The 15,609-nt window shown below is 64.3% G+C and carries 14 protein-coding genes; 5 read left to right on the plus strand and 9 right to left on the minus strand.

The features are described 5' to 3' along the window. The first annotated feature begins 415 nt into the window (after positions 1 to 415). On the plus strand, positions 416 to 1,840 hold the full coding sequence (locus AC1DOQ_RS17665) for a hypothetical protein (protein ID WP_477366980.1): 1,425 nt from the start codon (positions 416 to 418) through the stop codon (positions 1,838 to 1,840). A gap of 33 nt (positions 1,841 to 1,873) precedes the next feature. Here AC1DOQ_RS17665 and AC1DOQ_RS17670 read toward each other — a convergent pair whose 3' ends face one another. Both AC1DOQ_RS17670 and AC1DOQ_RS17675 read right to left on the minus strand, forming a co-directional pair. Continuing rightward, on the minus strand, positions 1,874 to 2,605 hold the full coding sequence (locus AC1DOQ_RS17670) for a glycosyltransferase family 25 protein (protein ID WP_477366983.1): 732 nt from the start codon (positions 2,603 to 2,605) through the stop codon (positions 1,874 to 1,876). Between the two features lie 31 nt (positions 2,606 to 2,636). After that, positions 2,637 to 4,853: a tetratricopeptide repeat protein gene (locus AC1DOQ_RS17675; RefSeq protein ID WP_477366986.1), complete on the minus strand. Its 2,217-nt coding sequence runs from the start codon at positions 4,851 to 4,853 to the stop codon at positions 2,637 to 2,639. Between the two features lie 353 nt (positions 4,854 to 5,206). Here AC1DOQ_RS17675 and AC1DOQ_RS17680 point away from each other — a divergent pair, with 353 nt between their 5' ends. Then, positions 5,207 to 6,088: a flagellin N-terminal helical domain-containing protein gene (locus AC1DOQ_RS17680; RefSeq protein WP_477366989.1), complete on the plus strand. Its 882-nt coding sequence runs from the start codon at positions 5,207 to 5,209 to the stop codon at positions 6,086 to 6,088. 101 nt (positions 6,089 to 6,189) lie between these two features. Then, positions 6,190 to 7,041: a hypothetical protein gene (locus AC1DOQ_RS17685; RefSeq protein ID WP_477366992.1), complete on the plus strand. Its 852-nt coding sequence runs from the start codon at positions 6,190 to 6,192 to the stop codon at positions 7,039 to 7,041. A gap of 33 nt (positions 7,042 to 7,074) precedes the next feature. Here the strand turns inward: AC1DOQ_RS17685 and AC1DOQ_RS17690 are convergent, their stop codons facing one another. The 7 genes from AC1DOQ_RS17690 to AC1DOQ_RS17720 are packed head-to-tail and all read right to left on the minus strand — an operon-like array spanning position 7,075 to position 13,389. Further along, on the minus strand, positions 7,075 to 9,177 hold the full coding sequence (locus AC1DOQ_RS17690; protein ID WP_477366995.1) for a flagellar biosynthesis protein FlhA: 2,103 nt from the start codon (positions 9,175 to 9,177) through the stop codon (positions 7,075 to 7,077). 2 nt (positions 9,178 to 9,179) lie between these two features. Further along, positions 9,180 to 10,319: an EscU/YscU/HrcU family type III secretion system export apparatus switch protein gene (locus tag AC1DOQ_RS17695; protein WP_477366998.1), complete on the minus strand. Its 1,140-nt coding sequence runs from the start codon at positions 10,317 to 10,319 to the stop codon at positions 9,180 to 9,182. Beyond that, positions 10,312 to 11,091, minus strand: coding sequence for a flagellar biosynthetic protein FliR (gene fliR, locus AC1DOQ_RS17700; RefSeq protein ID WP_477367001.1), 780 nt, complete (start codon positions 11,089 to 11,091; stop codon positions 10,312 to 10,314). Before fliR ends, AC1DOQ_RS17695 begins: the two co-directional genes overlap by 8 nt. A gap of 13 nt (positions 11,092 to 11,104) precedes the next feature. Next, positions 11,105 to 11,374, minus strand: a complete 270-nt coding sequence (fliQ, locus tag AC1DOQ_RS17705; RefSeq protein WP_477367004.1) for a flagellar biosynthesis protein FliQ — start codon at positions 11,372 to 11,374, stop codon at positions 11,105 to 11,107. Positions 11,375 to 11,386: 12 nt separating this feature from the next. Next, on the minus strand, positions 11,387 to 12,175 hold the full coding sequence (gene fliP / locus AC1DOQ_RS17710) for a flagellar type III secretion system pore protein FliP (protein WP_477367007.1): 789 nt from the start codon (positions 12,173 to 12,175) through the stop codon (positions 11,387 to 11,389). After that, on the minus strand, positions 12,172 to 12,534 hold the full coding sequence (locus AC1DOQ_RS17715; RefSeq protein WP_477367010.1) for a FliM/FliN family flagellar motor switch protein: 363 nt from the start codon (positions 12,532 to 12,534) through the stop codon (positions 12,172 to 12,174). The genes fliP and AC1DOQ_RS17715 overlap by 4 nt, the downstream gene beginning before the upstream one ends. Then, complete coding sequence (locus tag AC1DOQ_RS17720) at positions 12,535 to 13,389, minus strand: FliM/FliN family flagellar motor switch protein (protein ID WP_477367013.1); 855 nt, start codon at positions 13,387 to 13,389, stop codon at positions 12,535 to 12,537. Positions 13,390 to 13,740: 351 nt separating this feature from the next. Here AC1DOQ_RS17720 and fliE point away from each other — a divergent pair, with 351 nt between their 5' ends. Both fliE and fliF read left to right on the plus strand, forming a co-directional pair. After that, the gene (gene fliE, locus AC1DOQ_RS17725; RefSeq protein ID WP_477367016.1) at positions 13,741 to 14,085 is read left to right on the plus strand and encodes a flagellar hook-basal body complex protein FliE; all 345 of its coding nucleotides are present in this window, start codon (positions 13,741 to 13,743) and stop codon (positions 14,083 to 14,085) included. 17 nt (positions 14,086 to 14,102) lie between these two features. Further along, positions 14,103 to 15,609: flagellar basal-body MS-ring/collar protein FliF (gene fliF, locus AC1DOQ_RS17730; protein WP_477367019.1), on the plus strand; the 1,507-nt coding region annotated here is incomplete at its 3' end.

Here is a 15,609-nt window from a genome sequence, read left to right on the forward strand (position 1 = left end):
AGTTATCCCGGCGGCTTGCGACGAGTCGCATGCGCCATCAGTAAAAGGTCGATTTTACCGCATTGCTGCTGGGCCGGGATCCCACCGTCAGCTTCGGCGTCCAGCAACTTGGCAGTTTTTTCAGGTTTGAACATATACCGCCATTAAGTGTTGGTTACACGCTGCAAACGCCTTGTTGAGACGAGGGCTCATGGTATAAAGTTGTGGACGTGCGGCAATAATTTTCCCAGTATCAATATCCCGACGACGTATCCGAGCCATGAATTAACCACTAGTCACCGCTCCGCACCCACCTCGATTCGCACCTCATTCGGTTTATCGGACGCAGCGCCTGCTATTCGAATACGTCATCCACCAAGAAAAGGTTTAAAAAATCATGCGCAAGCCCCATTCATTCGATATCTTCGACACGCTCATGGCGCGTCGCTGCATCGAGCCGCACAACGTCTTCTACGAACTGGAAAAGAATGCAGGCCTGCTAGGGTTTGCCGAGCAGCGCAAGCAGGCTGAGCGCATGGTAGCGGGCGGCCCCTACACGCTGGACGACATTTATGGCGCGCTGCAGAGCCACTTCGGCTTCGAACGTGATGTTGCCGAGCACTTGAAACAGGCCGAGATCGACCTCGAGATCAAGAATGCCATCCCGATCCGCGAAAATCTGGACACTGTCGAAAACGGCGATGTCCTGATCACCGACATGTACCTGCCGCGCCATGCGCTCCTGCGCCTGCTCGACAAGATCGGCCTGCGCAAGCAGGTGGGCCTGGTCGTCTCGAGCGCCGGCAAGCATAGTGGCCAGATCTGGTCCGGCATCAGTGCCTCGATGGCCCTGGAACAGCACGTTGGCGACAACGTGCACTCCGATGTGCACTCGCCCCTGTCGTCAGGAATCTTCGCCGAGCACCTTACTACCAGCAACCTCACCGGCCATGAAAACTTCCTGCGCAAGGAAGGCTTCGAACTGCTGGCACGTGCGGTGCGCGAGGTGCGCCTGTCCCAGCTGTCAAGCCAGCTGGGCCGTGAGCGCGTGTCGCAACGGCTCCTGCAGATCAACAACAACATTCCTATCCTGCTGCTGACGTCGGTCATCCTGAAACTGCTGACGAAAAAAGTCGGCATCAAGAAGATCCTGTTTTCGAGCCGCGACTGCTACTACTTCTCCCGCATCTTCAGCTTCCTGAACGAGAAGGCCGGCTGGGACATCCCGTCCGAGTACTTCTATACCAGCCGCCTCTCGCGCATCGGTTCGTCGGCATCGTACGTCCAGTACTTCCGCAATATCGCCGACGAGGGCTCGCTGGTAGTGGACCTGTGCGGCACCGGCTGGTCGCTGGGCCAGCTGTACCGTCGCGCGGGCATCATGCCGCGCACTTTCCTGCTGCATGAGCTGAAGAACAAGGCCGACATCATGGCCACGTACGCCCAGATGCGCAACAGCGACGAGATTCCGACCATCTGCCTGGTTGCCGATGCGGCGATCAACAATGGCTGCCTGGAGATGGCCAACTACGTCGACCATGGCATGGTTACCGACGTCAAGGTGATCGATGGCTGCGACTCCGTCATTCCAGAGTTCGAATATCCGAACTATCCGGCCAACGTGACCAGCGCGATCCGCGAAATCGAGACTGCGCATGAGGGCTTCCTGGAAGTCCTCGGCAAGATCGACGTGGCGGCATTGACGAGTGAAATCGAGCAGAACCTGGACAAGGTCGAGGGCGCGGTGCTGGAACTGTACCGTGACCTGACCAACAACATGGGCGGCATGCACGATATCGCCGCCTATCATGCACGCCAGGACCGCAAATCGATGTGGAAGCTGAAGAAGGAAGCGGCCTGACGGTGACTGCCTGGCAGGCCCAGGCCGCGGCGCTCAGCGGCCTTGCTGAATCAGCGAGGCCGCATGTTCGTTCTTGGTCACCGCCAGCGGCGGCAGGGCGCAGAAGCTGCCGGTAGCGCTGTAGATCCGATTCATCGCGATGTCGATGCCGTTATTCGGAATCATCCGGTTCAGCACGGGGAAGTGCAGCTGAAAATTCTTCAGGGGGAAGCAGTTGAGCATGAACTTGCGCGCGCCCATCGGGCTGATCGCGTAGGCCGGGGTGCCGAAGCATTTATCGAGCGGCAGCAGCCACGGCTCTTTGGTGGTGGTCTGGAAGCCGGCAATCGACTCGCGCATTCGCCCCTGGTCGAACAGCATCACCGCCTGTGATACGTCCGGCATCACGTTCAGCGACAGGATCGAATCGAAATTCCAGGCCCACATCACGATATCCCAGTCCTGCGGCAGCCGCTCGATCGCGCGTGCGGCCTGCTCGTGGAAGTCGTGGCGCAGGATCGCATCGTCCTCGACGATCGTGAGTACCCTGCCCGTTTCGGCCGCTTCCTGCCACAGCATCAGGTGCGACATCGCGCAGCCGACCGCGCCCGCGTTGTAGCGCAGGCCGGGTTCGAACAGGTCCGGCGAACTGTTCAGCTCCGGCATGATCTGGGCGCCTTCGATCGCGTCGAAGAATTCGAAATCGATGTGGGCATTCAATTCGGAGAAGGTCTTGCGGCGCTCGAGCGAGCGCGCCAGGCTGATGACTTTGACGGGATGGTTCACTGGAACTCCGATTGTTATAGGTTTATCTGATTCATTTCGCGGCCAGTGCGCGCAAATCTGCGCCCACCTTTTCGACCACATCGCTCCAGCCGCCTTCCGCCTGGCGGTACAGCCTGGCGCACGGATACCATGGGCTGTCTTCGCGTTCGAGCAGCCAGCGCCAGTCCAGGCGGCGGGCCAGCAGCACCCATACGGGTTTGCCCAGCGCGCCAGCCAGGTGCGCCACGCTGGTATCGACGGTGACGATCACGTCCATCAGTTCGCACAGCGCCGCCGTGTCGCTGAAGTCCTGGATCGCGGCAGCGAACTGGCGCACGTTGCGCTTCATGCCCAGCACCGCCTTGTCGGTCACCCGTAATTCCTTCTGCAGCACGACGAATTCGCAGTCTTCGGCGAACAGGGGACTGAACTGGCCCAGCGTGATGCTACGGACGGCATCGTTCTGGTACTTGGGGTTGCCGTTCCAGACCACACCTACACGCAGCCGGGTCTTCTCGCCCAGCACGCCGGCCCAGTGCGCGACCTTGGCCGGATCGGCCGCCAGGTAAGGCACGCCGGCCGGGATCGTCTCGACCAGGGTGCCGAAGGCCAGCGGGAGGCTCATCAGCGGACAGTGGAGGTCGAAGGCCGGTGCCGGATCGCCCTTGGCGATGATGCGCGAGACGCCCTCGAGACTGCCCATCAGGCCGATCAGTTCAGGTTTCACTTCCAGGATGACGGTGGCGCCGCGCTGCGCGGCCATGCTTGCATAGCGGCAGAACTGGAGCGTGTCGCCCAGGCCCTGTTCGCCCCATAACAGGACGGTTTTTCCCTCCAGGGGCTGCTCGCCCGTCCACAGCGGCTGCTCGTACTCCCGCCTGTCCCTGGACAGGGAGAGCTCTTCCGCCGTCCAGCGCGACTCATAGCTGCGCCAGCCGTCCGCGTAGTTTCCCTGCTGCAGCTGCAACAAGGCACGGTTGAAGTGCGCCAGCGAGCAGGCGGGATCGGCCGCGATCGCCTGCTCGTAGTAAGCCATCGCTTCTTCGCGCCGCCCCAGCTCTTCCATTACGCGGCCCAGGTTGGTATAGCCCGATGGATGGTGCGGCCACAGTTCGATCACCTTGCGGCAGCTCTCGATCGCCGCGTCGTAGTCCCCGATTTCACGCTGGATGACGCCGCGCGTCAGGTAGAGGTCGGCATTGTCCGGTTCGAGGGCGATGGCACGGCCGACGCTCTCGAGCGCAGCCTCGTACTGCCTGGTGTCCCTCAGCGCCAGCGCGCGCTGCTGCATGGCCTGGGTGTCGCTCTTGTCCAGCACGGTGAGCGCCTCATAGCTGAGGGCCGCCATGTCCGAGCGTCCCATGTCGCGCAGGACCTCGCCCTGGGTGCGATACGCCTCGGCGTAATCGCGCTGCAGCGCGATCGCTTGCTGGCAGTCGAGCAGTGCCTCCTTGGGACGCTTGAGCCTGCGCAGCGCGGTCGCCCGGTTGTTGAAGGCCCGCGCCAGCCCCGGGTTCAGTTCGATCGCCTTGCCGTAGGACTTCACGGCTTCTTCCAGGCGCGCCAGCGCCTGCAGTGCGCGACCGCGGTTGTACCAGGCATCTGCATAGTCGGGGAACAGGCCGAGCGCGAGCTCGTAGGCCGCCAGCGCTGCCTCCGCATCCTCGGCATCGTTCAGAATGTTGCCGCGATTATTGTGGGCCTCGACGTTGTGCGCGTTCAGCGCCAGTGCGTGGTCGACACTTTCCAGCGCTTCCTGGTAACGCCCCAGATCCTTGAGCGCCACGGCCCGATTGTTCCAGGCCTGCCCGTCGCCGGCGTTCAGCGCGAGCGCACGGTCGTAGCTCTCCAGCGCTTCTTCCTGCCGCTGCAGCGCCTGCAGCACGATCCCGCGGTTGTAGTGCGTATCGGCGTCGTCGGCCTGCAGTTTCAAGGCTGCCTTGTAACTTTCCAATGCCTCGTCGAAGCGATGCAGTTCTTTCAGTGCGTTGCCCAGGTTACTGTGGGCTTCAGCTACATTCGGATTGACGCTCAATGCGGAGCGAATGAAATGTTCCGCCAGGGCCGGATCACCGAGCTGGAAGGCGCCGATGCCGACGTGGTGCAAGGCCTGGAAATGCTTCGGTGCGAGCTTCAGCGCTTTTTCATAAGCCAGCATCGCCTCATTGACCTGGCCCTGGCTGTGGAGCTGCAGGCCCTGGTTGAACAGCTGGTTGGCCTGGCCCTGGGTGCCGGCACCGCCGGGAAGGGAACTATTACTATATGCCATGTGCGGGAACGCGGTGGATGGGATGGATCGCCGGACGAGAGAACGACGGTATGCCGGCGAAGAGAGACCTTGTGATTATAGAGGGAAGACTTTTCGTAGGGCAACATAAACGCTTGGCGCCATGCAAGCCGTGCATGATCGTGGCGCTTTCCCGACAGGGCCGCGTGCCGGAACCGTTTGTCACACGGGAAGCACGAGCCCCAAGCAAATCAAAGGTTTACGTACGAGCAAAAAATTTTTGAAAAAATTTCCATGTGGAATTTAATGGACGCGTGGAAACGGTCGTCTTGTACTTGTGAGAGCGCCAGAAAGGCTGCTCCGAACAGACTAAACCGATATTCAGGAGCTTGAAAATGCTGAGCCTTCACACCAACGCCGCTTCGCTGTCCGCACAAAACTCGATCAGCAAGACCCAGACCAGCCTGTCGACCTCGATGACCCGCCTGTCGACCGGCTACCGCATCAACTCGGCAATGGACGACGCAGCCGGCCTGCAGATCGCCACCCGCCTGAAAGCCCAGAGCAGCGGCATGGCAGTTGCAATGCGCAACACCCAGAACTCGATCTCGATGCTGCAGACCGCCGAAGGTTCGCTGAGCGAAGTGAACAACATCCTGGTCCGCATGAAGGACCTGGCAACCCAGGCAGCCGATGGTTCGTCGTCGGATACCGACCGTACCGCAATGCAGACCGAGTATGACTCGCTGGGCAAAGAACTGAGCAACATCGTGTCGAACACCAAGTTCGGCGGCACCGAGCTGCTGAACACCTCGACCGGCAAGCTGAAGGGCTCCATCGACTTCCAGATCGGCTCGGACAAAACCGAGAAGATGACCGCCGACTTCTCGGGCGACCTGTCGACCATGGCTACCGACATCAGCAGCACCTCGGGCGCCTTCAGCTCGACCGCCAGCTCGACCGTCACCGCCGTCGGTACCGAAATCGCTTCGAGCACGGCAGCCAACACCAGCATCAAGACCCTGTCGGACGCGATCGACGCCGTCAGCGGCCTGCGTTCGAAGCTGGGCGCCGCATCGAACCGCCTGGACCACGTCTACAACAACCTGTCGAACATCTCGACCAACACCGCCAACGCAACCGGCCGCATCATGGACGTCGACTTCGCAGCTGAAAGCTCGAACATGACCTCGAACCAGATGCTGCTGCAAGCCTCGACCGCCATGCTGAAGCAGACCAACAGCATGTCGTCGATGGTCATGTCCCTGCTGCAGTAATCGCAGGGCCGGCATCGGCCGCCTTCCCGGGCTAGACCAGCCGGGAGCCCCCAGAGGCCAGCCTTGCGGCTGGCCTTTTTACTTCTTACTCTGCCTTTATCATGGCCTCCCTGTCCTTCCCTTCGCTTCTTGCGCCGGCCTTGCCCGTTGCGCCCGCCGCCGGGCCGCTGCCGGTCGGTGCGGTCGCCGCCGTCGCCCCGGCCGCGCTGCTGGCCGAGATGGATTCCCTGCCGCTGCCGCTGCCCGGCGCGCAACAGGCGCGGGCGCAGGCGGAAGCCGCAGCGGGCGGCGACGGCATGGCCGAAGGCGCCGCGATGCGGCCGGACCAGGTATTGATGGCGCGCCAGCTGAGCTGGCCCAGCCAGGAAGCCGGGGCGCTCGCCAGTTCATGGCGCAGCATGGTGCGCAGCTATGGCTCCCAACTCGTGAACCGCGACCTGCAGGCGCGCCCCGGCCAGCTGCCGACGGCGATGCTGCTGGCGGGCCAGGATCCGCGCGTGCTGCGCCAGGGCGACCAGGCCTCCCCTCTCGACGCCTGGCGCTTCACGGTGCATGCGGGCAGCCCGCAGGACCAGCACCTGCGCGTGGTGCAGGAAGAGCAGGAAGCGCAACAACAGCAGAAAAAACGGCGCACCCGCGCCGCCCTGCGCCTGGAACTGATGCTGATTGATGGCACCGTGGTGACGGTGCAGGCCGAACCCCTGGCCGACGGCGTGCGCCTCGAACTGTGCGCGCCGGACGAAGCCTCGCTCGCGCGCCTGCGCGCGCTGGAGCCGGAACTCGAGAAAGCGGTGGCGCGCGCCGGCTTGCGCGTGCTGGGATGGAAGTACCGCGCCAGCCTGCCGATGGGGCCTGCGCACATCCGCCTGCCTTCGACGGATGCGGCGGCGGCGCTCAGCCTGCCGGTGTTTCGTGCGATGGCGGAATTGGCCTTGGTGCTGCCGGTTCAGTGAACGTTCGCGTGGGCCCGGTGTGCCCACCCTACCTTACCCCACGGTGCCGATGATCGACACCTCGCGATTCTCCGGAATCTCGTTATACGACAGCACGTGCAGCCCGGGCGCGAACAGGCGCGCATAACGGGCCAGCAGCGGACGGACCTGCGGCAGCACCAGCAGGAGTGGCGGCGTGTGCTGCTGCTTCATCTGCTCGCGCGCGACCGGCATGTTCAGCTGCAGCTGGGACAGCAGCTGCGGATCGATCGGATAGTTGTCGAGCGCGACCTTGCCGCCATTGTTCTGGCGCGCCTGGTTCAGGGAACCGAGCAGCATGTTCTCCAGGTCGCCGGACAGGTTAAACGCCGGCATGTCCTTCTTCTTCCCGTACAGGCCGGACACGATCTGGCGCCGCAGCGCGCAGCGCACCTCGGCCGCCAGCAGGATCGGGTCCTTGGTCGACTCCGAGCTGTCCAGCAGCGTCGTGGCGATCACCACGATGTCCTTCAGCGAGACGTTCTCGGCGAGGAGCACGCGGAACACGCGCAGCAGCTGAGTGTGGGTCAGCGCCTTGTCCAGCGCCGAGGCGAGCTTGGGCGACAGCGCCGTCAGGCGGTCCATCATCGCCGGCACGTCTTCGTGGCGGAACAGCTCCGACAGGTAATCCTTGGCGATCTTCGAGGCGTGGGTCGCGATCGCGCTCGCCACCTCGACCACCTGGTAGCCCTGGCCCAGCGCGTGCGCCTTCTGCTCCGGGTCGATCCAGGTGACGGCCATGCCGAAGGCCGGCTCGATGCCGGGAATGCCGTCCAGCTGCCCGTACACGGTCGGCGACGGGATCGCCATCAGGGCCTCGGGCACCACCTCCCCTTCCGCGACCACGGTGCCGCTCACCGAGATCGCATACTGGTTCGGACGCAGGGTCAGGTCGTCGCGCACGCCGATGGCGGGCAGCAGCAGGCCCATTTGCTCGGACAGGCTCTGGCGCACGCCCTTGATGCGCTTGGTCAGGGCCTCGCCTTGCGCCTTGTCGACCAGGTGCACGAGCTTGTAGCCGACGGCCACCGTGATCGGCTGCACCACCGGCAGCTGCTGCCAGTCGAGGTCGGGCACGCGGTCGTCGCGCAGCGCGGCCTCGATCGCGGCCACGCTGTCCTGCGACGGCGCCTTGACCTGGCCGGTCTGGCGCCACCCCACATACGCCAGCACGCCGGCGAAGATCATGAAGAAGAACCACGGCATGCCCGGCACCAGGGCCAGGATGATCATCACGCCGGCAGCCGAGAACAGCACGCTCGGCTGGGCCAGCAGCTGGCCGCCGACCTGCTCTTCGAGATCGCCGGAATCGCTGACGCGGGTCACCAGGATCGCCGCCGCCGCCGACAGCAGCAGCGCCGGAATCTGCGCCACCAGGCCGTCGCCGATGGTCAGCAGCGCGTACTGGCGGAAGGCGTCGCCCATCGACAGGCCGTGCATCAGCGCGCCGATCGCGACGCCGCCGATCAGGTTGATCAGGAGGATCAGGATCGAGGCGATGGCGTCGCCGCGCACGAACTTCGAGGCACCGTCCATGGCGCCGTAGAAGTCGGCTTCGTTGGCGACGTCCTTGCGGCGCTGCTGCGCCTGTTCCTGGTTGATCAGGCCCGCGTTCAGGTCGGCGTCGATCGCCATCTGCTTGCCGGGCAGCGCATCCAGCGTGAAGCGCGCCGAGACTTCGGAGATCCTCTCGGCGCCCTTCGTGACGACGATGAAGTTGATGATCATGAGGATCACGAACACCACGATGCCGACCACGAAGTTACCGCCGATGACGACGTTGCCGAAGGCCTCGATCACGTGGCCGGCCGCGGCGTTGCCCTCATGGCCGCGCAGCAGCACCACGCGGGTCGAGGCCACGTTCAGGGCCAGGCGCATCAATGTGGTGCCGAGGATCACGGTCGGGAACACCGAGAAGTCCAGCGGACGCTTGGCCGACACGGACACCAGGATCACGATCAACGCCAGCACGATGTTGAAGGTGAACATCACGTCCAGCAGCACCGGCGGCAGCGGCAGCATGATCATCCCCAGGAGCGCCAGCAGGAACGCCGGGGTGGCGAACTTCTGGCGGCGCAGCTCGGCGATCAAGCCGCTGATCGTGTTTGTGATGCGCATGTTCATGTTGCGGATACCTCACTCAAATGGCTAGGAACGACGACTTCGTTCGGGAACCGTGGGGGCGCCTGGCGCCGGCCGTCACGGAATGCGTTCAGTTGCAGCACATAGTTCAACACCTGCGATACCGCCTGGTAGAGCTGCGCCGGGATCTGCTGCTGGACCTGGCTGGTGTTGTAGATCGCGCGCGCCAGCGGCGGCAGCGTAACCGTCTCGATCCTGTGTTTCGCCGCCACCGCCTTGATGTACAGGGCCATCTCGTCGATGCCCTTGGCGACCACGAAGGGCGCCTCGGCGCGGCTGGTGTCGTACTTCAGCGCGACCGCGTAGTGCTCGGGATTGACGATCACCACATCGGCGGTCGGCACGGTCTTGTTCACGTTGCGCCGCGCCAGCTGCTGCTGGATCTGGCGGATGCGCGCCTTCACTTCAGGCTTACCCTCGGTGCTCTTGAATTCTTCCTTCACTTCCTGCTTGCTCATGCGCTGGCTGCGCGCGAAAATGAAGGACTGCAGCGGCACGTCGACCAGGGCGAACAGCAGGAACACCGAGATCAGCGCCATCAGGGCGTCGAACAGCTGCGACACGCCGCGCAGGATGGCGTCCGACAACGGCAGGCGCTGCAGGTCGAGCCAGGATGCCGCGCCCGAGCGCGCCACGTACCACAGCACGAGCGCCAGCACGAGCGCCTTGGCGACCGAGAGCCCGAAGGTGCTCCAGTGCTTGGCCGAGGCCAGGTTGCCCAGGTTCGAGACCGGCGAGAAGCGGCCGAAATTCGGCGCCAGCGCGGCCGTCGAGAAGTTCCAGCCGCCCGGCACGAGGCTCGACAGCGTCACCGCCAGCGTCACGCCGAACAGCGGCAGCAGCATCTTGATCAGCAGGATGGCCGCATTGCGGAACACGATCGACAGCGCGTTCTCGATCGCCCCGGTTTCGCCGAGCGGCACAAACACCATGCGGAACAGCGCGCGGAAAGATTCGAGGTAGTCCGGCATCAGGAACACCAGCAGCTTCAGGCTGGCCAGGATGCCGACCGCGGTGGCGAGGTCTTTCGAGCGGACCACCTGGCCCTGCTCGCGCGCCTTCCTCAGCTTCCGGCCTGACGCCTTTTCTGTCTTGTCGCCGCCGCTGCCTTCAGCCATGTGCCGCCCTCATCTGCTGCTGAAGCATCTCCAGCACCTGGTTGGTCATCTGCACGTAATGCTCGGGGATGAAGCGCACGACCTGCGCCAGCATCATCAGGCCGAACAGGGTCACCAGCGAAAAGCCCAGCGAGAACAGGTTCAGCGACGGCGCCACCCGGTTCAGGAAGCCCATTCCGATCTGCACCAACAGCGTCGAAAAGACGATCGGCAGCGCGAGCAGGATCGCCGCCGCGAGCACCCAGCCCACGTTCAGGGCCACTGTCTGCAGCAGTAGTGGTCCATAGCCGCCGCCGACCGGCCAGGCGCGAAAGCTCTGCCCCAGCACGCCGACCAGCACCAGGTGGCCGTCGATCGCGAAGAACACCAGGATCGCCACCAGCCCGAGCAGGCCCGAGACCACGTCCGACTGCTGGCCATTGACCGGGTCGTTCATCTGCGCCATCGAGAAGCCGATCTGGCTCGATACCAGGAAGCCCAAGGTCGACACCACCGCCATCGTCAGCTGCAACGCCAGGCCGATCACGCCGCCGATCACGGCCTGCTCGACCATCGCCACCACACCCGCCAGCGAAAACGGATCGGGCATCGCGCGGCCCTGCGTCATCGGCAGCATCATGAAGGCCAGCACCACCGACAGCAGCGCGCGCACCGCCAGCGGCACATAGGACTCGCCCAGCACCGGCGCGGTCGCCAGCATCGCCATGCAGCGGGCGAACGGCCACCACAGCGCGCTGATCAGGGGCAGCAGGAAACCGGCGACTTCGAGCATCGTGCGTGCCGGCCTATCCGACCAGCTGGGCGGCGCGCTGGAACACGGCCACGCAGTAGTCCATCAGTTTGCCGGTCATCCAGTGACCGGTCAGCGTCAGCGCCACCAGGGTCACCAGCAGGCGCGGCAGGAAGCTCAGGGTCTGCTCGTTGATCGAGGTGGCGGCCTGGAACAGCGCGACGATCACGCCGGTCACCAGGCCGGGAAGCACCAGCACGACCGCCAGTAGCATCACCAGCCGCAGTGCCTCGGCCACGAAATCGACGGCGATATCGGGAGTCATATCTTTATTTACTCAGTATCCGTGGATGCTGCCCACCAGGGTGTTCACGGTCAGGGTCCAGCCGTCGACCAGCACGAACAGCAGCAGCTTGAAAGGCAGCGAGATCACGAGCGGCGACAGCATCATCATGCCCATCGCCATCAGCACCGACGACACCACCAGGTCGATGATCAGGAAGGGAATGAACAGCATGCAGCCGATCTGGAAGGCGCTCTTCAGTTCGGACAGCACGAAGGCCGCCAGCTTGACGGTGAAGCCGCGCTGCATCGGCGCCATCTCGGGCGGCTCGCCGGCCAGGTGCGCGACCTGGGCCAGCGCGGCCTTGCTGGTCTGGGCCAGCATGAAGCGCGACAGCGGCACCTCGGCGGTCTTGAGCGCCTGCTCGAGCGTGATCTTGTCCTTGTCGTAGGGGACGAAGGCGTCGTTCCAGACCTGCTCGCCGACCGGGCGCATCACCAGCAGCGTGAGGATCAGCGCGACGCCGGTGATGATCCGGTTCGGCAGGCCCGTCTGCAGGCCGAGCGCCTGGCGCAGCAGCGACAGCACGATCACGAAGCGCGTGAAGCTGGTCATCATCATGACCATCACCGGCAACAGCCCGAGGATGGTCATCAGGACCAGGATCTGCGACTTCACGGTGAGGCCGCTGCCGGTGCCGGGGATGATCCCGGGCAGGAGGTCGGGATGCTCCGGCGCAGCACATGCCGCGCCGGCGATCAGCAAAAGAGAAACGCCGGCGAAGGCCGGCGCATAGCGGCGCAAAGCTTGACGCGGCTTCGCTCCGTCCAGCTGCAAGTTCATGGTGCGATCAGGTCCAGGTTGAGGCCGTCGAGATCGATCACCTTCAGGCCGTACTGCTCGCCTGCGACCACCACTTCGGCACGGCCGATGGCGGCGCCGTTGACCTTGATGACCAGCGGTTCGCCGGCCAGCACGTCGAGCGGCAGCACCGAGGCCGGGCCGATCTCCATCAGCTCCTGCAGCGAGATGCGGGCCGAGCCCACTTCCAGCGTCAGGGTCACCGGGATGCGGCGCATCATCTGCGGCAGGCGGGCCGACTTGGCCGCCCCACTGCTTGCGGCAACCGGGGCATCGCTGCCTTCCAGGTCGTCGATGATGATGTCGCCGCCGGCGATTTGCTCATTCAGGTTCATGTCCATTTACTCGGCATCTTCAAAAGAGGTTAAACACAGCTTTCCCTTGTGCTCGGCGACGGCGGCCGTAAACAGGCACGCTTCGTCGAGCAGGACGTCGGCCCGGCCCACGTTGACCGATATCACGTCCCCGACTTTCAGATCGAACAGCGCGCCCAGCGTGACCTCCTTGCTTACCAGGCGGCCGTCGAGCTTGACCTGCAGCTTCGACGACAGCGGCTCGCTCGGGCCGCGCACCGCATGGGACCGCGGGTGATCGGGGCGCAGGCTGCCCAGGATCGTCGCCATCAGGGACTGGTCCGGGGCGATCCAGAACTGGCCCGTTGCACCGTTGGCATCGCGTACCGTCGCGCAGATCGTCCAGGCGCTCTTGCCCGGCATGGTCGATCCGGCCACGGCGCCGGCCGGCACCGGCTTCGGCGCCACGTCCATTGCTGCGCTGACAGCGACGCGTGCGTACAACAGATCGACCATCTGTTGCGTCAACACGACGATGAGGCGTTCTTCGGTCGCCGTTATGCGCTCCGCCCCGGGGTCGCGCGGCGTTGCGCCGGCGCTACGGCCACCGTAGCGTCGCTCCAACAGCGTCAGTAATAAACCACGTTCAAATGCCACCGAAACCGTGCCCAGGGCACCCGTTGCGGCCATCCAACGCAGTCCGATGTCCTGCGGCGCGCGTCCGAATACGACACTGTCGAGACGCCAGCCGCCCCAGTAACGGCGGGCCGCACCTTGCATTGCAGCATCGATGTCATCCAGCAGACGCCCCGCAAACTGGGGCAGCAGATGCACCGGACGCCCCAGCAGGCAGGGGTCGAGCACTTGGTGCTGCGAGGTAGGGTCAGGGCTTGCGATCGGCATGTTCAAATTAACATTTAAATAAGCAGGAATGCTTTCTTTTCATTCCCCGAGGCAACTATTATACCTGTTAAATTGTGTCGCAACGCTTGAGATTCCTCTTTGAATTCGTCATTGCCGTACGGTAAGATGTTCGTATTCAATGCGGAATTGAGGAAATTCATACAGGGTGGCGATAGATGAAGCTGGTATTTTCCCTGGTTCCGCAAGGGAAACCAAGCTTCTCCGCGATCCTAAAAATTTAACAATTTCCACAACGCAATCGAAGTTGCGACACATTGACACTAGGAAACACTGTCAAATCGCTACCAACCTTCACACACACGAAATCTACGCATGGGAGCAGGAAACACGATGGGAACTGAACTTGCTGGTCTGATCCGCGCCGATCTGGCCGCCCTGACCAATGACGCCAGCCGCCTTGCCGTGGCCCCGTCGATCGACCTCGGGCAGCCGAACCTGAACAACGCGACCGGCAATTTCTCCTTCGCGCAAAGCATGAAGGATGCCCTGGCCAGCGTCGACGGCGAGCAGCGCGCGGCGAGCGACAAGATGGCCGCCGTCGACAGCGGCAAGAGCGACGACCTGGTCGGCGCCATGCTGTCCTCGCAGCAGGCCAACCTGTCCTTCTCGATGCTGATGCAGGTCCGTAACAAGGTCATGGGCGCCGTCGACGAACTGCTCAAGCTCCCCGTCTGATCAGGAAGAAGCCCACTGTGATTGCCGCTCTCAAGTCCGCCATCGGCGGAAAACGCCTGCCGGCGCTGCCGCCCGCGCTGTCGAAGAACCTGACCCCGATGCTGGTGCTGGCGATCGCCATCACCGCCGCGGTCACCCTGTACATGTGGAAGGACCAGGCCGACTACAAACCGGTCTTCGGCGCACGCGAAAAGGTCGCCGCTTCCGACATGATGAACGTGCTCGAAGCCGAGCACGTGCCCTACCGCGTGCACCCGGACAGCGGCCAGGTCCTGGTGCCCGCCAACCAGCTGGGCAAGGTGCGCATGCTGCTGGCCGCGAAAGGCGTGACCGCGCAGCTGCCGGCCGGCCTCGAGCTGATGGACAAGAGCGACCCGCTGGGCGTGTCGCAATTCGTGCAGGACGTGCGCTTCCGCCGCGGCCTGGAAGGCGAACTGGCGCAGTCGATCCTGACGATCGACGCGATCGCCTCGGCCCGTGTGCACCTGGCGATCGCCAAGTCGACCTCCTTCGTCGCCAGCGACGGCGACAAGTCCTCGGCTTCGGTGGTGGTCGCGGTCAAGCCTGGCCACACACTCTCGAACGAACAGATCGCCGCGATCGTCAACCTGGTCTCGGGCAGCGTCGCCAGCCTGGCGCCGAACCGTGTCTCGCTGGTCGACCAGAGCGGCAATTACCTGTCCTCGCGCGTCGATCTGGCCGACGGCTTCGACGGCGCCGCCCAGGGCGACACCGCCGCCAAGCGCTTCCAGGACGAAGTGCGCGCCAACGTCAACGAGCTGCTCGGACCGGTCCTCGGCGCCGACAACTTCAAGGTCAGCGTGACCGCCGACGTCGACAACGACAAGATCGAGGAAACCCAGGAAAAGTACGGCGAAGCGCCGAAGGTGACCAGCGAAGCGATGCGCGAAGAGCTGGAGAAGAGCCGCATGGCGATGGGCGTGCCGGGTACGCTGTCGAACCGTCCTCCGGTCTCGGCGCCTCCGGCCGACCCGAACGCGGCCGCCAACGGCGCCGCCGATCCCAACGCCAAGGGCGACGACGGCAGCGCACGCAAGAACGCCACCACCCGCCAGTACGCCTACGACCGTGCGATCACCCAGATCAAGCGCTCGCGCGGCCGCCTCAAGAAGCTGTCGGTGGCGGTGGTGCTGAACAACGCCAAGGCGGCCTCGCCGAAGACCGGCTGGACCGCGACCGAGATCGCCAACATCGACAAGATCCTGCGCGGCGGCCTGGGCATCGACACCAACCGCGGCGACGTGCTGGCGGTGTCCTCGCTGAGCTTCCCTGCCCCCGCTCCGGCCGAGCCGTGGTACCAGCAGCGCGACAACGTGGTCGACATGACCGGCTGGGCGGCCTGGATCGTCGGCGCCCTGTTCGCCTGGTTCGCGGTCCTGCGTCCGCTGATGCGCATGCTGACCCAGCGCGGCAATCCGCAGGCGGCGCAAGCCCCCGCCCTGGCCCAGCTGCCGGGCGGCGGCGCGGCGGCCCTGAACGGCGCCGCCGGCGCACTGGCCGCAC

The organism is Massilia sp. 01N417 (assembly GCF_056399645.1).